This window comes from Sphingomonas sp. LM7, from assembly GCF_002002925.1.
Lineage (GTDB): Bacteria > Pseudomonadota > Alphaproteobacteria > Sphingomonadales > Sphingomonadaceae > Sphingomonas.
This window is the reverse complement of sequence record NZ_CP019511.1, coordinates 243,098-263,861: the sequence shown is the minus strand read 5'-3', so window position 1 is coordinate 263,861 and position 20,764 is coordinate 243,098. Positions and strand designations below refer to the sequence as shown.

General features: G+C 66.2%; 16 protein-coding genes and 1 riboswitch. Of the genes, 7 read left to right on the top strand and 9 right to left on the bottom strand.

The window, feature by feature from the left end; translation table 11 throughout:
- Positions 1 to 256 precede the first annotated feature (256 nt).
- Positions 257 to 1,648 (top strand): methyl-accepting chemotaxis protein, encoded by a 1,392-nt coding sequence (locus tag BXU08_RS01165; protein ID WP_077507889.1) that lies wholly within the window; start codon positions 257 to 259, stop codon positions 1,646 to 1,648.
- A 39-nt stretch (positions 1,649 to 1,687) separates the two neighbouring features.
- Here the strand turns inward: BXU08_RS01165 and BXU08_RS01160 are convergent, their stop codons facing one another.
- A complete protein-coding gene (locus tag BXU08_RS01160; RefSeq protein ID WP_171982377.1) occupies positions 1,688 to 2,089 on the bottom strand; it encodes a hypothetical protein in 402 nt (133 codons plus the stop codon).
- Positions 2,090 to 2,191: 102 nt separating this feature from the next.
- Between BXU08_RS01160 and BXU08_RS01155 the strand changes: the two genes are divergently transcribed.
- The 3 genes from BXU08_RS01155 to BXU08_RS01145 all read left to right on the top strand — a co-directional run bounded on the left by BXU08_RS01155 (position 2,192) and on the right by BXU08_RS01145 (position 4,949).
- Positions 2,192 to 2,635 carry a VOC family protein gene (locus tag BXU08_RS01155; protein WP_216352892.1) on the top strand — a complete coding sequence of 148 codons (444 nt, stop codon included), beginning with the start codon at positions 2,192 to 2,194 and terminating at the stop codon, positions 2,633 to 2,635.
- A gap of 80 nt (positions 2,636 to 2,715) precedes the next feature.
- Positions 2,716 to 4,497 carry a DEAD/DEAH box helicase gene (locus tag BXU08_RS01150; RefSeq protein WP_077507880.1) on the top strand — a complete coding sequence of 594 codons (1,782 nt, stop codon included), beginning with the start codon at positions 2,716 to 2,718 and terminating at the stop codon, positions 4,495 to 4,497.
- A complete protein-coding gene (locus BXU08_RS01145) occupies positions 4,494 to 4,949 on the top strand; it encodes a YaiI/YqxD family protein (protein WP_077507877.1) in 456 nt (151 codons plus the stop codon). The genes BXU08_RS01150 and BXU08_RS01145 overlap by 4 nt, the downstream gene beginning before the upstream one ends.
- A gap of 64 nt (positions 4,950 to 5,013) precedes the next feature.
- On the opposite strand, the gene BXU08_RS01140 is transcribed toward BXU08_RS01145, so the two are convergent.
- Entirely contained in the window at positions 5,014 to 6,981 is a 1,968-nt protein-coding gene (locus tag BXU08_RS01140) for an ATP-binding protein (RefSeq protein WP_077507874.1), read from the bottom strand.
- Between the two features lie 554 nt (positions 6,982 to 7,535).
- Here BXU08_RS01140 and BXU08_RS01135 point away from each other — a divergent pair.
- Positions 7,536 to 8,894, top strand: coding sequence for a M28 family metallopeptidase (locus BXU08_RS01135; RefSeq protein ID WP_077507871.1), 1,359 nt, complete (start codon positions 7,536 to 7,538; stop codon positions 8,892 to 8,894).
- The gene (locus BXU08_RS01130) at positions 8,894 to 9,124 is read left to right on the top strand and encodes a hypothetical protein (protein ID WP_077507868.1); all 231 of its coding nucleotides are present in this window, start codon (positions 8,894 to 8,896) and stop codon (positions 9,122 to 9,124) included. The genes BXU08_RS01135 and BXU08_RS01130 overlap by 1 nt, the downstream gene beginning before the upstream one ends.
- 40 nt (positions 9,125 to 9,164) lie before the next feature.
- Here the strand turns inward: BXU08_RS01130 and metE are convergent, their stop codons facing one another.
- Both metE and BXU08_RS01120 read right to left on the bottom strand, forming a co-directional pair.
- Positions 9,165 to 11,453: a 5-methyltetrahydropteroyltriglutamate--homocysteine S-methyltransferase gene (gene metE, locus BXU08_RS01125; protein WP_077507865.1), complete on the bottom strand. Its 2,289-nt coding sequence runs from the start codon at positions 11,451 to 11,453 to the stop codon at positions 9,165 to 9,167.
- Positions 11,454 to 11,559: 106 nt separating this feature from the next.
- A riboswitch (cobalamin riboswitch) is annotated at positions 11,560 to 11,762 on the bottom strand.
- A 54-nt stretch (positions 11,763 to 11,816) separates the two neighbouring features.
- Positions 11,817 to 12,992, bottom strand: a complete 1,176-nt coding sequence (locus tag BXU08_RS01120; RefSeq protein ID WP_077507863.1) for a mandelate racemase/muconate lactonizing enzyme family protein — start codon at positions 12,990 to 12,992, stop codon at positions 11,817 to 11,819.
- A 121-nt stretch (positions 12,993 to 13,113) separates the two neighbouring features.
- Here BXU08_RS01120 and BXU08_RS01115 point away from each other — a divergent pair, with 121 nt between their 5' ends.
- The gene (locus tag BXU08_RS01115; RefSeq protein ID WP_077507860.1) at positions 13,114 to 13,944 is read left to right on the top strand and encodes an IclR family transcriptional regulator; all 831 of its coding nucleotides are present in this window, start codon (positions 13,114 to 13,116) and stop codon (positions 13,942 to 13,944) included.
- A gap of 40 nt (positions 13,945 to 13,984) precedes the next feature.
- On the opposite strand, the gene BXU08_RS01110 is transcribed toward BXU08_RS01115, so the two are convergent.
- The 5 genes from BXU08_RS01110 to BXU08_RS01090 all read right to left on the bottom strand — a co-directional run bounded on the left by BXU08_RS01110 (position 13,985) and on the right by BXU08_RS01090 (position 20,677).
- The gene (locus BXU08_RS01110; RefSeq protein ID WP_077507857.1) at positions 13,985 to 14,884 is read right to left on the bottom strand and encodes a dihydrodipicolinate synthase family protein; all 900 of its coding nucleotides are present in this window, start codon (positions 14,882 to 14,884) and stop codon (positions 13,985 to 13,987) included.
- 34 nt (positions 14,885 to 14,918) lie between these two features.
- A complete protein-coding gene (locus BXU08_RS01105; RefSeq protein ID WP_077507854.1) occupies positions 14,919 to 17,633 on the bottom strand; it encodes a TonB-dependent receptor in 2,715 nt (904 codons plus the stop codon).
- Positions 17,634 to 17,793: 160 nt separating this feature from the next.
- The gene (locus BXU08_RS01100) at positions 17,794 to 18,528 is read right to left on the bottom strand and encodes an SDR family NAD(P)-dependent oxidoreductase (protein ID WP_077507851.1); all 735 of its coding nucleotides are present in this window, start codon (positions 18,526 to 18,528) and stop codon (positions 17,794 to 17,796) included.
- A complete protein-coding gene (locus BXU08_RS01095; protein WP_077507849.1) occupies positions 18,525 to 19,436 on the bottom strand; it encodes a 2-dehydro-3-deoxygalactonokinase in 912 nt (303 codons plus the stop codon). Before BXU08_RS01095 ends, BXU08_RS01100 begins: the two co-directional genes overlap by 4 nt.
- The gene (locus BXU08_RS01090) at positions 19,433 to 20,677 is read right to left on the bottom strand and encodes an MFS transporter (protein WP_077507846.1); all 1,245 of its coding nucleotides are present in this window, start codon (positions 20,675 to 20,677) and stop codon (positions 19,433 to 19,435) included. The genes BXU08_RS01095 and BXU08_RS01090 overlap by 4 nt, the downstream gene beginning before the upstream one ends.
- Positions 20,678 to 20,764: the final 87 nt, after the last annotated feature.

Here is a 20,764-nt window from a genome sequence, read left to right as displayed (position 1 = left end):
CCAGCAAACCGCACGCACCTTCGGCAGGGGCGCCGCAAGATTTAATAAATCATCCTGTCGTGTGGTTTCCGTAACGTCATCGACTGGTTCGATCATGGCCATCGGTAAAAGCACGTATTGAAATTCTGCGGAAACCCGAATGTTTCCGCGCTGTGTCCTATAACTTGGGTTAGGTTCCGCGGACGTAAGGTCCCCGGCGCCCAGGCTCCTCGGGTCGCAACTCCGCGGGGGCCACCCAAAGGAGGAGCATATCAAAATGGACTGGTTTCGGGCCACGGCGCCCATTCGTCTCAAGCTGCAGGTCGCGCGCAACGTGCTCCTCGGTGTCATGGTCGCCATCGCGCTGGTCGCGCTGTTCACCCCGACCATCGTCGGCGCGCCGCTCGTTGCGCTGATCATCGCCGGCGCAGCAGTGCAATGCGTCCGCTACAGCCGCGCCATCGCCGACCCCTATGTGTCCACCGTCGTCCGCATGGAAGCGCTCGCCGCCGGCGACCTGACCAGCCCGATCGAATTCACCGACTATAAGGATTGCGTCGGCCGCATGACCAAGGCGATGCTCAGCTTCCGCGACGCCGCGGTCGAGCAGAATCGCCTCACCGCCGAGCAGACCGAGGCCGTTCGCCGGCTGGGCACCAGCCTCGAGCGCCTGACCCAGGGCGACCTCACTGCCGAGATCGGCAATGATTTCCCCGCCAGCTATTCCGAGCTGCGCGACAATTTCAACGAAGCGCTGGGCTCGCTGCGCGGCCTGATCGGCTCGGTGATGGAGAGCGCGTCGACGATCCAGACCGGCTCGACCGAGATCGCCCAGGCATCCGAAGACCTCGCCCGCCGCACCGAAGCCAATGCCGCCAGCCTGGAGGAAACCTCGGCAGCGGTCACCCAGATGGACGGCCGCCTCAAGGCCACCGCCGCCTCCGCCGGCCGCACCGTGGAGCGTGCCGACGGCGCCATCGCCACTGTCGCCGGCGGCCGCGCCGTCGCCGACGAAGCGGTCCAGGCAATGAGCCGCGTCGCCGATGGTGCCAAGGGCATCGACAGCGTCATCGAAGGCCTCGACAAGATCGCGTTCCAGACCCGCGTTCTCGCGATGAACGCCGCGGTCGAAGCCGGCCGCGCCGGCGAAGCAGGCCGCGGCTTCGCCGTCGTCGCCGATCTCGTCTCGGCCCTCGCCATGCGCTCGGAGGAAGAAGCCGCTCGAGCCCGCGACCAGCTGACCGCCACCCAGACCGACATCGTCGCGGCCGTGGAAATGGTCCAGAAGGTCGATCACGCGCTCGCCGACATCTCGGGCGATGTGGGCGAAGTCCACACGCTGCTCGGCCAGATGGCCAGCGACAACCAGGCGCAGTCGACTGCGATCACCGAGATCAGCATCGCGATCGGGACGATGGACCAGTCCACGCAGCAGAACGCCGCGATGGTCGAGCAAACCTCCGCCGCCGCGCGCAACCTGACCAGCGAAGTCGCCGCGCTCGGCGAACAGGCATCGCGCTTCGACGTCGGCACGGCGACCCGCCCCGCCGCCGCGGTCCGCACCGCCCCGCCGTCGCGTCCGGCCAAGCCGCGCGGCTATGTCTCGCCGGTAAAGCCGCTTCCGGCGCCGGTCGCAGCAACCGCCAACAGCGACTGGGCATCCTTCTAAAGCCTGTCCCGGAGGCGTCGCGGCCCCGCGGCGCCTCCGCTATTTGCCGGGCAACCCCTGCGTGCGCTTCGCCACGATCGCGCTGCGCAGGGCCTCGGCCCGTATCCGCAGCATCGAAACCTCGGCCTCCGAATAGCCGCCACGGGCATAGCGCGCGCTCGATGCTTCGATCCGATGCCCCTCGCGGCGCAGCGCCCGCGCCTCGCTCCGGCTGAGCTGGCCCGACTCGCGCCCGTCGCGGATCTCTTCGCGAAGCCCGCCGACCTCGCGCGCGATCGACGCCCGCCGCGCTAGTGTCGGATCCGCCGCGGCGTCGCGCCGGATCTCGCCGCGGATCGACGGACTGGCACCCGAAAGCCCGCGCATCGATCCGGCGATCTGCGCCGAAGCCGGCATTGCGGTAAGCACGAGAAACCCTGTTCCGATCGCAAGCAAGCGCATGGCAACCTCCCGTTCGACGCCAGCCTCCCCCGCCCCGGCTGAACGCCCGCTTAATCCGCGGAACCGCCTCCGTACCGCGCCCGTTCCGCCCACATGCCACCGATGCAGCTCAAGCGCGGCCGCCTGATCGACCATCTCCAGCTGGTCGTCGCCGACCTTCCCGCCAGCCGGCGCTTCTACACCGCGGTGTTCGACGCGCTCGGCATCCCGGTCGAAGGCAGCGCCGAGGAGCATTTCTGGGCCGACGAGCTGTTCATCTCCTCCCCCGCCAGCCCCGAATCCGTCGGCAAGCGTACCGGCCGCGTCCACCTCGCCTTCCAGGCCACCGACCCTGCGATGGTCGATGCCTTCCACGCCGCCGGCCTCGCCGCGGGCGGCACCGACAACGGCCCGCCGGGCAAGCGGCCCAACTACCACCCCAATTATTACGCCGCCTTCGTCCTCGACCCCGACGGCAACAATATCGAGGCAGTCCATCACGGCCCCGCCCGCCGCTCCGCCGCCGCGGTTCAGATCGACATCGACCTCGACGGCGCCCATTATTGAGCGCTCCGCCTCAGGACTTCCCGCAGTTAACCCCGAATTAGCTTGCCCTTGCCGCCGCCCGAGCCCATGTGCGCGGTTCCATGGAATTCCAGAACCTCCCCGCGCTTCTTTCCGAAGCGCTCGCAGCGCGTGGCTATGCCGCGCCGACCCCGGTGCAAGCCGCCGTCCTCGAACCCGAAGCCCAGGGCCGCGACCTCGTCGTCTCCGCGCAGACCGGCTCCGGCAAGACCGTGGCCTTCGGCCTCGCAATGGCCGGCGACCTGCTCGGCGAGGACGGCCGCGTCGTCCCTGCCCGCGCCCCGCTCGCCCTGATCATCGCCCCCACCCGCGAACTCGCGCTCCAAGTCAGCCGCGAGCTGATGTGGCTGTTCGGCCAGACCGGCGCGCGCATCGCCACCTGCGTCGGCGGCATGGATGCCTCGAAGGAGCGCCGCCAGCTCAGCCACGGCGCGCACATCGTCGTCGGCACCCCCGGCCGCCTGCGCGACCATCTCGAACGCGGCGCGCTCGACCTTTCGGACCTCCGCGCCGCCGTGCTCGACGAAGCCGACGAGATGCTCGACATGGGCTTCCGCGACGATCTCGAGCACATCCTCGACGCGACTCCCAACGGCCGCCGCACCCTGCTCTTCTCGGCGACGATGCCCAAGCCGATCGTCGCGCTCGCCCGCCGCTACCAGAAGGATGCGCTGCGCATCTCGACCGTCGGCGAGGATCGCGGCCATGGCGACATCGCCTATCAGGCCGTCACCATCTCGCCCTCGGACATCGAGCACGCCGTCATCAACCTGCTCCGCTTCCACGAAGCCGAGACCGCGATGCTGTTCTGCGCCACCCGCGACAATGTCCGCCACTTGCACGCCACCCTGGTCGAGCGCGGCTTCTCCGCCGTCGCGCTTTCCGGCGAGCACAGCCAGTCCGAGCGCAACCACGCGCTCCAGGCCCTGCGCGACCGCCGTGCCCGCGTCTGCGTCGCCACCGACGTCGCCGCGCGCGGCATCGATCTCCCCACGCTCAGCCTCGTCATCCATGTCGAGCTTCCGCGCGACGCCGAGGCGCTCCAGCACCGTTCGGGCCGCACCGGCCGCGCCGGCAAGAAGGGCACCGCCGTCCTCCTGGTCCCCTATCCGCGCCGCCGCCGCGTCGAGATGATGCTGCGCGGCGCGCGCATCGAGGCCGAGTGGATCGACGCCCCGACGCCCGAGGCGATCCGCGCGAATGATCGCGAGCGGCTCCTCGCCGCCCTGCTCGCCCCCGTCGAGACCGACGAGGAAGATGCCGCCCTCGCCGAGCGCCTGCTCGCCGAGAAGTCGCCGCAGGAGATCGCCGCCGCGCTCGTCCACGCCCATCGCGCCGCGATGCCGCAGCCCGAGGAAATGATCGAGCAGAGCGCCGACGGCCGCCGCGCCGCGCAGCAGGACCGCCACCGTCCCGGCTTCGACGACATCGCCTGGTTCCACATGGACATCGGCCGACGCCAGAACGCCGATCCGCGCTGGGTCCTGCCGCTGATCTGCCGCCGCGGCCACATCACCAAGAACGAGATCGGCGCGATCCGCATCGGCCCGAACGAGACCTTCTTCCAGGTGCCCAGCGCGATCGCTGCCAAGTTCGCCGCCGCCGTCGCCCGCACCACCGAAGGCGAAGAGGATGTCCGCATCGAGCCGTCGCGTGACGGTCCGCCGCCACAGGGCGCCCGCGGCGCGCATCAGGGCGGCGGTGGCCGTCCCTCGCACCACAGCGGCCCGCGTCCCCCGCACCAGGGCGAAGGCCGCCCGCCGCAGCGCCGCGACCCGAGCCGGCCTGCGTCCGCGCCGCACAAGGCCAAGCCCTATCAGCGCAAGGGTCCGCCGCAGCGGTGAGCTGCCGGATCCTCGTCGACGCCGATGCGTGCCCGGTGAAGGAGGAGATCTACAAGGTCGCCTTCCGCCACGAAGTGCCGGTGACGATCGTCAGCAACCAGCACCTCCGCGTGCCCGCGCACCCGCTGCTCAGCCGCGTGGTGGTGAGCGACGGCTTCGACGCTGCCGACGACTGGATCGCCGAACAGTCCGCCCCCGGCGCGATCGTGATCACCGCCGACATATTGCTGGCCGACCGCGCGCTGAAGGCCGGCGCGCGCGTCCTCTCCCCCACCGGCAAGCCCTTCACCACCAGCTCGATCGGCGGCGCCATCGCCACACGGGCCATCATGGCGGATTTGCGCGCCGGCGGTGACCAGCTGGGCGGCCCGAAGCCCTTCGCGCCGGCGGATCGCTCGCGGTTTTTGCAGGCGCTGGATACGGCGGTGGTGGCGGTGAAGCGGGGCGGTTAGCGGCGTTTGGACCTTCGAAGGAATGAGTGGCAAGTCGCGACTGCCCACCTCGCAATCAGGATCACTATTCGTATTTCTCACGTTGATGATCGGCGGCCGTGACAGGCTCGTTTAGCGAATACACCAATTCTGAAAGCACGATAAGATCACAGAGCTTTGCGCCTGATTCTATATCTGTCAGAACGTGAGTGACACCATGATACTGCCGCTGATCAAAATTTTCGGGGACTAGCAGTGAGGTAATGCCATAGCGCTCCTGGTATGACTCTCCAGTTTCCCAGCATATGCACAGATTGACGTCATTTATATTTTTGTCCTGACTGTCGAAATCTTCTATAAGCCCGTCTAGTGAAAACTTGTATTCAAGCACCTGGGGGTCAGTAACCCTGCCATGCAGCGCCTCTGCGATTTCATCGGACACACCAAGCGGGTTTAACTCCGAGTCATACACATAGATTTCTTTCTCAAGATCGAATACAATCTTGAATAAACCGTCGTATGTAAATCGCTCGTTGGTAGACATTACTCTAATGCCTCTAATAACTCCCCCCGCTATCAACTGATTGAAAAGAGCGATAACGTCCTGCTCTCGGGTCGGCGTAGAAGTAATTGACACTCGCTCAGTGGGCTTGAAGAAATGCTCACTGGTCAATGTTAGCGGCATCGCCTCCTCGTGAGCCAGCATCTCCTTCTTCCAATCATTTATTTTCATTTCACGAACAAGGTCTGGAGCGACACCCGTGTTCGCCTTGAGAAGGTGCCGAAGTTTAACTAGATGGCTCTCAGTTATCGCCCTGGCTACACTCTTAGCAAAGTCCGTAAGTTCTCGATGGAAGCCTTTCCGCCCCATGTCCGGAGAGTAATTTTCAAAATGCACGAGAAAATGTAGCTGATTTTGGCGGCCAATATTCCGTGTGAGAGGAATAATAATGGGCTCGCCCTGCGGCATATTGTTTGCCGCGAGCTGAATACCACTACTCAAGACTCGATACCCTGACCGAAGCTCAAGCGACTCGTTAAATCTTGTCCATAGTTTCGCTGTATAACCAAACTCCACCGCCACCGTAGGACCATAGCGGCTTAATATTTCCTTCTCCTCGGCATCAAGCGATGAACCCACAAGCTGAGAAAGCTCATCAGCCGTCCAGCTATCATAAACAAAGTCTAGGTTGCGGAATTTATCAGGCAAAGCCCTACCAGCGCCATACTTCTCAAACAAAGCTGTAGCAGTTGCCTCTACATCTCTAACGCGCGCAACCTTGTTAGCGCTTTTATGAAGCCACAGGTAGGCTGTTCCTGTAGGTCGAACTAAGCTCTCTTTTCCTTCCGAAATAACAGTAATGCTAATCGCCACCTCAGGGTCGGCGATTATTGATCCAAGACCTGTCTTAACAGCCAGAATTTTTGCCCATTTTTCGGCACTGTTGGCTTTTATCCAATCGAGACGACGAGGATGGGTATTGTCATCGAACCGCACTGTAATCGAAACGCCGCGGTCGTTGTGATCATAGATCGTATCTGCTTTAGCCGATTCATCTGGTTCAATTTTTGGGTTCCCGCTCGCGCCGCCGTCACGCAGCCAGTTCCTCGCTCCTGTTATGCGGCCTGACGCCTCGAACCCAGGGACGCGCGTTGATATGCGCATATAGTTGAACCCGTAGGCAACGTAGGTAGCCCCTACACCTTTGTGTCCGCGGGTTTTGCCCGATTTGAATGAGAAATTTGGCGCCAAAAACTGCTCGAACTTTTCTTTGTCGAGGCCAATGCCGTTGTCGGTAACTGTTAGGGCGTTGCCGTCCAGGTCGATCTTGATATCGATCGCCGGCTTGTAGGTCGTCGAGCCTGCGGCGCGCTCCTGCTGGGCTCGCGCCTCCACGGCATCAAGCGCGTTCTGTATGAGCTCGGCAAAGGGATCGTACCAGCCTACGTAGGAAGACAGAATATTTTCGATCTCGCGCTTAAGCGCGCCGATGGCCGCATCGCTGATTTTTGAGCTTTTGAATTCCAGCGGATCAAACGGCGTGAATGTCATGGTGTCTTCCCAGATTTCCGCGCCAGTACGCTACTGGTTGGCTCTTCCTGATTCCCTATAGTATCAGCAAGGCGCCAAATGCGAGCCCTAGCTGAACCCTGGCTACGACCTTAACGCTGCTACTTGTTCATCCTTGCAATGTAGGATTTCGCCTGCTTGCCTCGGGCGGTCGGCCTTGCCGTCGGCGCTCGGGGACCCTCGAATTGATCCAGTTCGCAACATCCGGCCAACACGCATCGCGCACGCCTGCGGCTCCAGTGTCGCCACGCCGGCGCGTGGATGTCGCGTCGATGCCGCGTGCGTGTCGCGTGCCTGTAGCCTGGGCGTCGCGTTGGTGTCCGCAGGTGTCGCGTCGCAGTCGCGTCGGCGTCACCCGACTTAACTCCGCAAATACGGTTATCGTTGTATTTCAACAGGATAGCGAGCCAGCATCGCCCGCAAAACCGCGTTTTCCGTCAACTTCGTCAACCAAATCGCCCCTCGCCGCCTGCGCGCCGTTGCCCTCCGCGCCGCGCCTTTCTAAGCTCCGCGGAACTTCCAATCACCGGGGCACTATGCACAAGCTGAAGACCATCCTCCTCGCCGGCGCGCTGGCGACCGGCCTGACCACGCCCGCCTTCGCCCAGCGCGCCCCCGCGGCGATCACCCCCGAGCATGTCCGCGCGCATGTCGATGTCCTTGCCGGCCCCGGGCTGCGCGGCCGCGGCAGCGCGACGCCCGACGAGGCCGCGGCGGCCGCCTATGTCGCGGCGATGTTCCGCGGCTATGGGCTCGCCATGGCCCCGGGGATGACGGCCTATACCCAGCCGATCGACATCGTCACCCTGCGGCTGGACGGCGCGGCGGTGCTCACCGCGAACGGCACCCCCGTCGATGCCCCGATGCTCTTCTCGTCGAACGGCCAGCCGGTCCGCGGCAAGCTGACTGCCTTTGCCGGCAGCGATCCGGCGCAGCTTCCCGCGGCGGACATCGTCATCGTCACGGGGGCGGAGGTCAACGGGCTCCAGTTCGCCAACCGCGTCGATCCGTCCAAGGTCAAGCTCGTCATCGTCCGCGCCACCGAACAGGTCCGCAACACCTATGAGCGGATCGGCGGCCGCCCCCGCCTGCCGCGCTATATCAAGGGCGAGACGCCGCGCCCCCGCCCGACCCTGCTGGCGCTCAACGACGCCGCGTTCGACAAGCTCGCCGCGCAGGACGGCGCCGAGATCGCGCTCGAACTGCCCGGGCTGGTCGAGCAGGCGCAGGTCACCACCAATGCGCTCGGCTATATCCCCGGCACCGATCCCAGTGCGGGCGTGCTGCTCGTCACGGCGCATCTCGACCATCTCGGCGTCCGCCCCGATGGCAAGGTGATGTACGGCGCCAATGACGACGCCTCGGGCACCGCCGCGGTGCTCGAACTGGCGCGGACGCTGGCGGGCAGGAAGCATCGCCGCGGCCTGTTGTTCGTCGCTTATGGCAGCGAGGAATCGGGCGGCTTCGGCGCGCGCTGGTTCGCCGAGCATCCCCCGGTGCCGCTGTCGGACATCGTCGCCAATCTCGAGATCGAGATGATCGGCCAGCAGGATCCCAAGCTCCCCGCGGGCACGATGATGATGACCGGGTTCGAGCGCTCGACCTTCGGCGAGACGCTCAAGGCGCACGGCGCGTTGGTCACCACCGATCCGTACCCCGAGCAGAACTTCTTCCAGCGCTCGGACAATTATGCGTTGGCGCTCAAGGGCGTGGTCGCGCACACCGTATCGGGCTGGGCGACGGTGCCGACCTATCACACGCCCGAGGATACGATCGACAAGCTCGACTTGCCCTTCATGGCCCGCGCGATCCAGTCGCTGGTCGCCCCGCTGCGCAGCCTGGCGGACAGCAAGGCGAAGCCCGAATGGAAGCCGGGCGGCCGCCCGAACGAGTGATGACCGCGCTCGAACTCCAGGACCTGCTGGTGACCGCGCTGGTCCGCAAGGCCGGCGGCAGCAAGCGCGACTGGCGCGCGGCGCTGGGCAAGATCCGCGTCTACAGCGCCGAGACGCACCCGCATTGCAACTGGTCGGTCGCCCCCTCGGGCAGCAACGGCGAGAATGCGATCATCGAGCGCCTGCTCGACGATGTCCGCGGCCGGCACCCGCTGGTGAGGGCAAAATGAGACCGGCGCGCAGAGCCCAACCCCTGCGCGCCGGCCCGTCTCACGCCGCGGCGCGCAACGTCCGCGCCGCGGCGACCATCGCTTCGATCGCGGGCGTCACTTCGGCCCATTTCCGCGTCTTGAGCCCGCAATCGGGGTTCACCCACAGCTGGTCGGGCCGCAGGTGCAGCTGGGCGAGCTGCATCAGCGCCACCATCTCTTCCTCGCCGGGCACCCGCGGCGCGTGGATGTCGTATACCCCGGGCCCGATCGCGCCGGGATAGCGATAGGCGGCAAAGCCCTCCAGCAGCTCCATCTGCGAGCGGGCGGTCTCGATCGAGATGACATCGGCGTCCATCGCCCCGATCGCGGGCAGGATGTCGTTGAACTCCGAATAGCACATATGGGTGTGGATCTGGGTCGCGTCGCCCACCCCCGCCGCGGAGAGCCGGAAGCTGTCCACCGCCCAGTCGAGATAGGCCTGCCAGTCGCGGCGGCGCAGCGGCAGCCCTTCGCGCAGCGCCGCTTCGTCGATCTGGATCGCCTTGCACCCCGCCGCTTCGAGGTCGATCACCTCGTCGCGGATGGCGAGCGCGATCTGCCTGCACGAGTCGGCTCGCGGTTGGTCGTCGCGGACGAAGGACCAGTTGAGGATCGTCACCGGCCCGGTGAGCATGCCCTTGACCGGCTTGTCCGTCAGGCTCTGGGCATAGCGCCACCACTCTACGGTCATCGGCGTCGGCCGCGAGACATCGCCGTACAGGATCGGCGGCCGCACGCAGCGCGAGCCATAGCTCTGCACCCAGCCGTTCACCGTGAACGCGAAGCCCGACAGCTTCTCGCCGAAATACTGGACCATGTCGTTGCGCTCGAACTCGCCATGGACGAGCATGTCGAGCCCCACTTCCTCCTGCCAGGCAATCGCCCGCGCGGTCTCCTCCCGCAGGAAAGTCTCGTAAGCGGCCGCATCGAGCTCGCCACGGTTGAACCGCGCACGGGCATTGCGAACCTCGGCAGTCTGTGGGAACGAACCGATCGTCGTCGTCGGATAGGCCGGCAAGTCGAGCACCGCAGCCTGCGCGGCAAGCCGCTCGGCAATGTCCGACGCGCGCGCATGCATCTCCGCGGTGATCGCCGCCACGCGCTCGCCGACCGCGGCATTGTGCACCCGCGGCGAGGCCTTGCGATTGGCCGCCGCCCGCGATGCCTCGGCGAGCTCCCCGGCGACGCTGTCGCGCCCCTCGTTGAGCGCACGCTTGAGCAGCGTCAGCTCCTCGACCTTCTGCACCGCAAAGGCGAGCCATTGCGTGACCTCGGCATCGAGCTTCTTCTCCAGCGCCAGGTCGACCGGCACATGGAGCAGCGAGCAGGACGGCGCGAGCACCAGGTCGCGCGTCGCGGCGATCGGCTCGATCCGCGCCAGCAGCGCGTCGAGATCGGCACGCCAGACATTGCGCCCGTCGATCACTCCCAGCGACAGCAGCAGCCCCCTGGGCGCCGCCTTGAGCAGCGGATCGAGCTGTTCGGGCGCGCGGACCAGATCGACATGCAGCCCGGCCACGGGCAGCGCCGCCGCGAACGACAGATTGTCGCCCAGCCCACCGAAATAGGTGCTCAGCATCAGCTTGGGTCCGCAGCGCGACAGCTTGGCATAGGCCCGGGTCAGCGCCCGCCGCTGCTTCTCGTCGAGATCGAGTACGAGCACCGGCTCGTCGATCTGCACCCATTCCGCGCCGGCCTGGGCGAGATGCCCGAGGATCACCGAATAGAGCCCCAGCACTTCGTCGAGCGCGTCGAACGGATCGACATCGCGGCCCTTGGCGAGGCTCAGCCAGGTCACCGGCCCGAGCAGCACAGGCCGCGTCTCATATCCCTGCGCCTTGGCCTCGCGATATTCCTCGATCACCTTGAGCCGGTTGAGCGCAAGCTTCTGCCCCGCGACGAGCTCGGGCACGAGATAATGGTAATTGGTGTCGAACCACTTGGTCATTTCGCACGCAGTGACGCTGCCGTGGCCACAGCCATCGTCATGATCTCCGGTGGTCCCGCGTGCCATCGCGAAATAGGTCGCGAGATCCGCCTCGCCATCGGCACTGCGGTAGCGCTCGGGAATCGCGCCGAGCATCACGCTGGTGTCGAGCACATGATCGTAAAGCGAGAAGTCGTTAGAGGGCAGCCAGTCGGCACCGAGCGCCTTTTGCCGCGCCCAGGCGGCGGTGCGCAGCCCGGAGGCGGCGTCGAGAAGCTCGGCCTTCGTGGCCTTGCCACTCCAATATGCCTCGAGCGCGTGCTTGAGCTCGCGCCGCGGCCCGATGCGCGGAAAACCCAGTGTTGCAACAGTGACGGTCATGCTCTTCAACCCCGAAGAAAGGCGGAAGGCTTGGACCAGACACGAGCACACGCTCCGGGACGGCCCGCAGCGACATGCAAGCGGCCAGCCCGGGCACCCCGCCGGTGGACGTTATCGCGTCGAAGGCAGGTCTCCTGGCTCGCGGGTCACAGCTGACGGTCCGTCTTCCCAAGGCAAGCCTCAGTGACATCGTGGACCACAGCTCACCGCTTACAGTTGCGGGGGCAGCGCCGGTATTTCACCGGCTTCCCGTCTTAGCTTCGACGCAGGGCACGCCCCGGCCGAAGAACCTTGACCCGCGCTGGATCGCACCACGCGCCGGCCCCGTCAAGCAAGATATAAAGATCTCTTTATATGATGCGTTCAGCTGAGCTGGGTCGCATTGGCCCAGAAGCGCTCGTTGGGTTCGACGCCCAACCCCGGACCCTCGGGAATCGCGAAATAGCCCGCCTCGCATTCTAGCCTGCCCGTCATCAGCGAAGCCGAATGCGGGAAGATGCTGTGCTGATATTCGTGCCACGGCAGGTTGGTCAGCGTCGCCGAGGCATGAAGGCTGGCGGCGGCGAAGATTCCCGCGCCGATCGTGGCGTGCGGAATGACCTGCGCGTGGAAGGCCTGGGCAAGCTGCGACATGCGCATGAATTGGGTGACGCCGGTATGTCCCATCTCCGGCTGCACGATCCCCACGGCACGCCGCTCCAGCCTAGCGCGGGCGTCATAGACGGTGCGCCACTCCTCGCCCGCAGCGACGGGGATCGGCGAATGCGCGGCGATGTCGGCGAGCCCGGCGACATCCTCGGTCTTGCACGGCGCCTCGATGAACCGCAGGTCATAGGGCCGTAGCCGCTCGATCAGCGCGATCGCGTCGGCGGGCGAATACATCCAGTGGCAGTCGAGCATCAGCGCGACATCGGGGCCCAGTGCCTCGCGCAATGCCGCAATCTCCTGGACCAGGCTGCCATAGGTCACCACTGCGGCGATCTTGACCGCGCCGAAGCCCTGATCGACGAAGCTCCTTGCCAGCGCGACCCGTTCGTCGAGCGTCTTGCGCGGCAGCCCCGAAATATACGCCGGAATGCGATCGTGATGCCGCCCGCCGAGAAGCTGGTTCAACGGCAATCCGGTCAGCTTGCCGAACAGGTCCCACAGCGCGATGTCGACCGCGGCGATCGCGTCGAGCCAGAAGCCGCCGGTATAGCCGCGCACGCGCATCAGATCGTAGAGGTCGTCCCAGATCGCCTGCACGTCATAGGGCGTGCGTCCGGCGACGAACGGCGCGATCAGGTCCTCGATCAGCGCGTGCAGCGCCTTGGGCGCGACCAGGCCATAAGTCTCGCCCCAGCCGACCAGCCCCGATTCGAGCGTGACGCGCACCACCAGCGAACGCATCTCGACCGGATAGACGGTGCGGTTGCCGCGGCGCACGATATAGCCGCGCGTGTTGACCGCTTCGCCAGGGCCGAGCGCGCCGAGGTAGGTCGCCTCCTGCGGGATCTTCACCGAAAACACGTCGATCGAGCGAATGCGATTGTCGGGCACTTGGGCTCCCCTCTCCTGGTTGCAGACAGCCTAGGCCCATGAAGCTTTTATAGCAACGACAAAGCTGCAGTGTTTCGCATCGCCGTGGACGCTCGCGCGGACAACGGCTAGCATACCCCCTATGACAGCAACACCTCCCGGTCCCGCGGCGGACGAGCGTGCGAAGCGCGGGCGCGCCAAGGCAGGCGCACAGCCCAACCAGAGCCTGATCGATGGCATCACCGTCCTCCAGGCGCTCGCCATCTCGCGCGATCCGGTCGGCTGCCGCGAAGTAGCGCGGCGCGTCGGCATGGAGACCACGCGCGTCAATCGCCTGCTCAAGACGCTCGCCTATCTCGGTATCGCGCGGCAGACGTCCGACCGCAAATACCGCGCCGGCGCGGGGATGACCGTGCTCGCCGCGCAGAGCCTGTTCGCTTCGGGGCTGCTGCGCCGATCGCTGCCGGCGCTCGAGGAGCTGCGCCGCTTCGGCCATACCGTCGCGATGGGCGTGCGCTGGCGCGACAATGTCAGTTACCTGTTCCACGCGCCGCCCAACATGCCCGCCAACGACGCGCTCGGCCGCATCGGTCTCTATCCCGCTACGCGCGGCGGCATCGGCATGGCGCTGCTCGCCGCGATCGAGGACGACGAAGTCGCCGAAGTCTATGGCAGCGATCCGATCCCGGGCTATGACGACCTGCCCCATCTGCTCGCCGCGCTGGATGGCGTGCGCGCACAGGGATTTGCCCGTCTCAAGGTCAAGGAATCGCCCGAACAGCATACCGTCGCGGTAACCGTCGGCACGACTGCCTTCGCGGCGATCGGCCTGTCGGGCTGGATTCCCGAGCCGGCGATGCCCGAGCTGCTCGACGCCCTGCGCGCCGCCGCGGTCAAGATCGAGCAGAGCGGCGACGAAACAGGCTCGACTGCCCCGGCAGAGACGATCCTGGACTATCGCATCGCGGTATAACTGCGCAAATTCCCCTCCCTGCAAAGGGAGGGGGAAGCACTTACGCCAGCTTCGCCTCCAGCCGCCCGAGCAGCACTGCCAGCTCCGTCAGATCGGCGGCGTCGAACGCCGGCCCCGGCGCCCGCGTATAGGCCGAATCGATCACGCCGCGGCTGCGCAGGATTTCCTTGGTAAGCCGCCAGCGGAACACTGCCTGCACCATCAGGATCGGCAGCATCGCCTCATAGACGCGCCGCACTTCCTCCGCGTCGCCGCGCCGATGCGCCGCCATTAGCGCGACATGCGCCTCGGGGGTCTCGGCAGCCGGCATCGTACCTACTGCACCGCGACCGAGCTCATCGACGATATAGCGACCGCCCGCACCGCCGAACACGCCCGCCAGTCGCGCGTCGCCTTCCTCCAGCAGCGCAGTGATGCGCTGGCCGCACGGCATATTCTCTTCCTTGACCCAGGCAATCGCATCGGTGTGCGAGACGATGTGGAGCACGTCGGCGGGATCGAGGCCCAGCCCCATCGGCGCCGGCGCGTTCTGGAGCATCAGCGGCAGCCCTGCGCGCGCGCCCAGTGCCGAGTAGAAACCGGCCAGCGCATCCAGGTCGCGCCCGACGGCCCTGGGTGTCATTACCATCGCCGCGCTGGCGCCCGCCGCCGCACCGGCGCCGAGCAGCGCGGCGCTGTCCTCCACCGTATCGGCGCTCGCCCCGACGATGAAGCCGATGCGCCCGCGCACCGCGCCGCCGACCACGGCGATCAGCCGCTTGCGCTCGTCGAGCGAGAGCTGGTCATATTCGCTCGCCAGCCCGGGGAACACCACGCCGTCCGCACCTGCGGCGACCACATAGTCGACCACCGCGACAAGTCCGCCTTCATCGATCGTGCCATCTTCGTGGAAGATCGTCGGCAGCACCGGAAACACGCCGCCGAGCGTCGCAATCGTCATGTTGATTCCTTCTTTATGATGCGACGATGCGCGTTCAGAACTTGAAATTGACCCCGGCCGAAAAGCGCCGTCCCTGCATCGCGTAGAGCGACGTCGCCTCGGGGGTTTCGGTGTATTTCTGCTGGACCTCGTCGGTGAGGTTGGTCGCGTCGGCGTAGATCGTGAACTTGGCGAATTCGTAGCGGATCGACGCGTCGATCGTGCGATTGGGCGCGAAGAAGATCGCCGTCGCACCGGCACCGACGCTGTCGAAATATTTGTCGCGATAATTGTACGCGACCCGGGCACCGAACCCGTCCTTTTCGAAATAGCCGACCAGATTATAGTTGAGCTTGGAGAGCCCCTCGAGCGGCAGCGCGGCGCCGCGTCGGTCGGTGAGCGCCGTGGTGCTGTCGATATAGGAGAGGTTGGCAACCAGGCCGAAGCCGTCGAACGGCGCGGGCAGGAAGTAGAACGGCGTCTGGAAGAGGACCTCGACGCCCTTCACCTTGCCGCCGTCCGCATTGTACGGCCGGGTGATCAGGAAGCCCTGCCCCAGCGGATCCGGCGCGACTTCGCCCGGCGGCACTTCATAGGCTGCGCGGCGGACGATGAAGGTCTTCACGTCCTTGTAAAACGCGCCGACGGTGAGTGCCGCGCCCGGCGCGAAATACCATTCCAGCGACGCATCGACCTGGTCGGCGCGGATCGGCTGAAGCTCGGGATTGCCTGCGGAGCCGTTATACGGAGTCAGGCGATTGAGCGTCAGGTTGGGCGAAAGATCGATCGTGTCCGGCAGGCCCAGCACCTTCGCCGCGCCCGCGCGCAGCAACAGCCGGTCGGTCAGTTCGAGCTTGAGCGCCGCGCTCGGCAGCCAGTCGACGAAGCGGCTCTTGGAGAGCAGCGGATCGACCAGCCCGCTGGCACGCTTGACCGAACCGCGCGCGACCCGCTCGATGTCCGAATAGCGCACGCCGATGTTGCCCGACAGCGGCATCGCGCCGAGATCGGTCGTGAAATTGGCCTTGGCATAGGCCGCCATCGTCTTTTCGGTTACGCTGAAGCTCTGCAGCGGATCGACCACGCGGGCTCCGCAGGCCGCGGCCGAGGCGATTGCCTCGCACGCCAGCCCGTCGATGTTGCGCGGTAGCGCCGCAACATAGCGCGTGACGAAATCGCCCGCATCGCCGCCCAGCAACCCGTTATAATCGCGCACGCCGTAGTAGCTCGAATTGCCTGCGCTCGCGAGAAAGGTGTTCGCCGGCGTCGTCCCGGCAAAGGCAGCCTGGCGGAAGGTCGACGTCCGTTCGGCGTTGAGCGCGGCATAGCGCACCCCGGTGTCGATCGACGAGAGGAACCCGCCCTGCGGCTTGAAGCTGAAATCGACGCGCCCCGCATTTTCGCGGGCATGCGTCGTGATGAAATTGTCGAAGATGTTCGAATAGCGGAATAGGCCGGGGTTGGTGAGATCCAACCCCGTCGGTTGCGACACCGAGGGGACGCCGCCATCGTTGAGATCGAAGGCGAAGTTATATTTGGCGACCGACGTCAGCCGCAAATAGGTCTGGGTGCTGTCGAGCGTCGCGTCCGAATAGTTGAATTCGGGGCGCACGCTGAAGCGGCCGTCGTCGGTGCTCCACTTGAAGCCGATCGCCCCGCTCACCGTATCGCTGGTGACCTTGAGCGCCTCGGCATTGGTCTGCGCGACCTGGCGGATCGTGCCCGCGGAAAGAATCTCGTTGGGCGACATGGTATAGCTGACATAGTCGGCCGCGCTGGTGCTGAGCGGCACCGAGAACCAGTCGCGGTCGCGCTGCGTGTCGAGGTGCGAATAGACTGCGTCGCCATAGAATTCGAGATTGGGCGCCGGGCGCCACTGGAAGCCCAGGCTGCCGCCGATCTGCTCGCGCGTCTCTTCTAGATTCTGGAAGCGCAGGTCGTTGATGTAAAGCCCGGGCACGCCGTCGCCATTGGGATCGTTGGCGCGCGGATTGGCTCCGGTGTTAAACGCCGCGGTGATCGGGGTGTAGCCGGTGAACGAATTGAACGACTGGTCGGTGATCGGCTTGCGCGAATAGGTGATGTTCGCGACGATGCCGAAGGTCTTGTCGGCAAAGCTGTCCGAAAACAGCGCCGAGGCGTCATAGCCGAAGCGATCGGCCTGGTCCGAATAGACGCCCGACGCCGACATCGCGATCACCCGGTCGCCGCTGCCGTCCAGCGGCTTGCGCGTGATGATGTCGACCGTGCCGCTGAGCGAGCCTTCGTTGCGGTCGGCGCCCTGCAGCTTGATGACGTCGAGCCGGCTGATCAGCTCGGCCGGGAACAGCGAAAGGGGGCCGTAATCGGAGTCTGCGACCGCATCGGCATTGCGTCCGCGGCCACTCGGATTGACCAGGGTGCGGCCATTGACCTCGGTGCGGTTCTGACGGAGCCCGCGGATCGACACGCTGGTGCCGACGCCGAGCGCGCGGCGGATCTGCACGCCCGAGACGCGCTGGAGCGATTCCGCGATCGTGGTGTCGGGAAGCTTGGCGACGTCGGTCGCGACGATCGAATCGACGAACTGGGTGCTCTCGCGCTTGACCGCGAGACCCTGCTCAAGGCTGCGGCGAATGCCGGTGACGACGATATCGCCCTCGACCTGATCGGCTTCCGCCGACGCCGCCTGCTCGGCCGAATCCTGCGCCGGCTCAGCCTGCTGCGCCCAAGCCGGTCCTGCCGCCACCAGCGCAAACGCGCCCACGCCGCCCAACAGCCACGCCTTCATGCAATCCTCCCGTTATCGTTCTTATGCGACAAGAGTGTTGCACATTTAGCTACATGTCAAGCGCCAAGAATTGTCAGGATACTACCCATCGGGGAGATAGAACGCCCAAAACCCTCGCGCCGAGCAACGCGAAGACCCTGCGTAACGTTGCTTTATGTGCTTACCGACGCGTGACCGCAGCGCCGCCATCAACCAGATAGTCACCGCCGGTGATCCACCCCGCCTCCGCTGAACACAGGAAGGCCGCGAGGGCAGCGACATCCTCGGCGGTGCCCAGCCGGCCAAGCGGATGGCGCGTCACGTTCCGCATCCGCGCCGCTTCCGGATCGGGCTGGGAGTCGAACCCGCGCCGAAGCAGCGGCGTATCGATCGAAGCCGGGCGAATGGCATTGACGCGAACGCCGTCCGGCGCGAGCTCGAGCGCCAGCGTACGCGTGACGCTGTCGAGCGCCGCCTTGGACGCAGCATAAGCGGCGAGCCCCGGCGTCGCGAATGTCGAATTGATCGAAGAAATGAACAGGAAGGCCCCGGCACGGCGCGCCTGCATCGCCGGGGCGAAGGCCTGCGCCAGCGCGAACACCGCACCGACATTGACGGCGAACATGTCCCTCAGGAAGGCCGCGTCGGTCGCCATCGTCGCCCTGCTCTCGCCATTGGCGGCGGCGTGGACGACCACGCTCGGATAGATCCCCTGTGCCTCCAGCGCGACCGCCAGCGCAGGCACGGCGGCGGGATCGGCGAGGTCGGCCAGCACGGAGTCGCCGATCACTGCCTTGGTGCGATCGACGGCGATCACCCGCGCGCCTTCGGATGCGAACCGCCGCGCGATCGCGCCGCCGATCCCGCCCGCCGCACCGGTCACCAGCGCTATTTCGCCTGCATAGCGCCCACTCATGCCGCCTGCTCCCATGCCGGGCCGAGCAGCCGCGCAATCGCGGCGAACCCGCGCGCCATCGTCGCATCGGAATCGGCTTCCCGCGCAACACCGCCAAGCTGCACGATCGCCGCGCGAAACAGCGATGCTGCGGGCGCCGCGCCGATCACGCGCACGTCGGCCCCTCCCCCGATTTGCTCGCGAACGTCCGATCCGATCAGCACACCCCACAAATAGCTCGCGGCGGCCGCTTCGTGCAACGCGCCCAGCACGACAGCCGATCGCGCCGCGAACAGCAGCCGGGCAATCCCGCCTCCACCTGCGGCGCGGTGCACGCCCTTGGCAAACGCCTCCATGTCCTCCGGCGGCGGCGTCATCAGCGGCGCGAGGATGCTGTGCTCGGCGAGCAGCTGGTGAAGATCGACAGTCATCGACGTGCTGAATGATTGGACGCGTCCCGCACCCAGATCGAGCCACTTGCCGTGCATCCCCGGCACCGAGAGCAATTGCGCCCGCTCCTGCCCCAGCTCGGCGAGCACGCCCAGCGCCGCGATTTCCTCGCCGCGCAGCACGTCGGGATCGCCGAAGCGCGACGTGCAATGCAGCCCGGGTACGAAGGCGACGCGATGCGCGCCGATCCGATCCTCGACCACGCCGCGCGCAATCGCCTCTGCCCCCGCCGGACATGCCACGCGCGGCACTTCGCGCCAGCCCATCGCCGAACCGATCATGCCGCTCAGCAATATCCGTTCCGCCCCCTCGGCAAGGTGCGAGACGATCGCGTCGAGATGCGCGGCGATGCCCTCGCGGTCGAGATCCGCAAGGCGCACGGCCTCGCGATATTCGCCGAGGCTGGTCCCGTCAGGCGCCAGCAGCCGTGCACGCAGCTGCGTCGTCGCCCATTCGACGGCAATGAACGGCGCGCTCATGCCGCGGCCGCCACCGGCGCCGCGCGCCGCTGCGTCGTCGCGAAGAACGCCGCCGCCAGCCCGAGCGGATAGGCAATCGCGATCACCAGGAACATCGGGCGATACGTGATGCTCGCGACGAGCTGCCCGACCATATAGGTCGACAGGATCGTCACCAGCCCGGTGACCACCCCGGCGATTCCCATCACCCGGCCGACCTGATGCGGCGGATAGAGATCGACGAACAGGGCAGTCTGGTTGGTGACCCAGGCGGTGTGCCCGAAGGCGACCAGCGCGCCGAGCGCAAGGCTGATCGCGACGCTCGGCTCCAGCGCATTGAGCGCACCGAGCGGCGCGACCATTGCGACGGCCGCCATCGCGGCGACGCGCGCGCGTGCCGGACGCATGCCGCGGCGGATCAGCGCGCCCGAGGCGACCCCGCCGGCGATCGAGCCCAGCCCGGCCGCGGCATAGACGATCCAGCTCAGCCGCCCCATCTCGGCGATGGTCAGCCCGCGCTCCTCGGTCAGGTATTTGGGGAACCAGAACAAATAGAAGAACCACACCGGGTTCACCAGCGCGTTGGCCGTGGCGATGCCCCACACGCCGCGCGTCGCGAAAATCTCGCTCCACGCCGCAGATCCCGGCTCGGGATCGACGGGTTCGTCGATGCTGCGCACCGGCTTCTGCGCAGGGCGGTAGAGTGCCAGCCATGCCAGCAGCCACAATATCCCGACCGCGCCGGTCAGCCCGAAGGTGATTCTCCACCCGACCGAGAGCAGCAGCGCAGTGATCGCCAGCGGCGACAATGCGGCGCCGATATGCGCCGCCGCCGAATAGATGCCGATACCCAGCGCCTGCTCGCCCTTGGGAAACCATTCCTGGACAAGCTTTGCCGAGGCGATCCAGCCGCCCGCCTCCGCGATGCCGAGCACGAAGCGCGTCATCGCGAGCTGCCAGGGATCGTGCACCAGCCCCGATGCGGCGCTCGCCAGCGACCAGCCCGTCACCAGCACCGCCATCGCCCTGCCCGCGCCGAGCCGCGCGACGAGCCATGCGCTGATCAGCCCGCCGATCATATATGCCGCGAGGAATGCGTTGACCAACCAGGCGTAGCTGACGTCGTCGATGCCGAGGTCGCGCTGCACCACGCCCGCCATCAGTGCGAGCGTCTGCCGGTCGACATAGTTGAGCACCGCGGCAAGCGCGAGCATTCCCACGATCGTCCAGCGGAAACGCGATACAAGCGGCTCGATCGGCACGCAGCTCTCCCTTTTGCCCGGCCTGTGCTTGCCGGATCATGGCAAGCAGGCTAGCATATGTAGCGTTTATAGCAACAGGACTTTGCG

Excerpts from the sequence above, each read along its gene's own strand:
- BXU08_RS01165 (WP_077507889.1), top strand. The coding sequence starts at position 257 with ATGGACTGGTTTCGGGCCACGGCGCCCATTCGTCTCAAGCTGCAGGTC.
- BXU08_RS01160 (WP_171982377.1), bottom strand. The coding sequence starts at position 2,089 with ATGCGCTTGCTTGCGATCGGAACAGGGTTTCTCGTGCTTACCGCAATG.
- BXU08_RS01155 (WP_216352892.1), top strand. The coding sequence starts at position 2,192 with ATGCAGCTCAAGCGCGGCCGCCTGATCGACCATCTCCAGCTGGTCGTC.
- BXU08_RS01150 (WP_077507880.1), top strand. The coding sequence starts at position 2,716 with ATGGAATTCCAGAACCTCCCCGCGCTTCTTTCCGAAGCGCTCGCAGCG.
- BXU08_RS01140 (WP_077507874.1), bottom strand. The coding sequence starts at position 6,981 with ATGACATTCACGCCGTTTGATCCGCTGGAATTCAAAAGCTCAAAAATC.
- BXU08_RS01135 (WP_077507871.1), top strand. The coding sequence starts at position 7,536 with ATGCACAAGCTGAAGACCATCCTCCTCGCCGGCGCGCTGGCGACCGGC.
- BXU08_RS01130 (WP_077507868.1), top strand. The coding sequence starts at position 8,894 with ATGACCGCGCTCGAACTCCAGGACCTGCTGGTGACCGCGCTGGTCCGC.
- metE (WP_077507865.1), bottom strand. The coding sequence starts at position 11,453 with ATGACCGTCACTGTTGCAACACTGGGTTTTCCGCGCATCGGGCCGCGG.
- BXU08_RS01115 (WP_077507860.1), top strand. The coding sequence starts at position 13,114 with ATGACAGCAACACCTCCCGGTCCCGCGGCGGACGAGCGTGCGAAGCGC.
- BXU08_RS01110 (WP_077507857.1), bottom strand. The coding sequence starts at position 14,884 with ATGACGATTGCGACGCTCGGCGGCGTGTTTCCGGTGCTGCCGACGATC.
- BXU08_RS01105 (WP_077507854.1), bottom strand. The coding sequence starts at position 17,633 with ATGAAGGCGTGGCTGTTGGGCGGCGTGGGCGCGTTTGCGCTGGTGGCG.
- BXU08_RS01100 (WP_077507851.1), bottom strand. The coding sequence starts at position 18,528 with ATGAGTGGGCGCTATGCAGGCGAAATAGCGCTGGTGACCGGTGCGGCG.
- BXU08_RS01095 (WP_077507849.1), bottom strand. The coding sequence starts at position 19,436 with ATGAGCGCGCCGTTCATTGCCGTCGAATGGGCGACGACGCAGCTGCGT.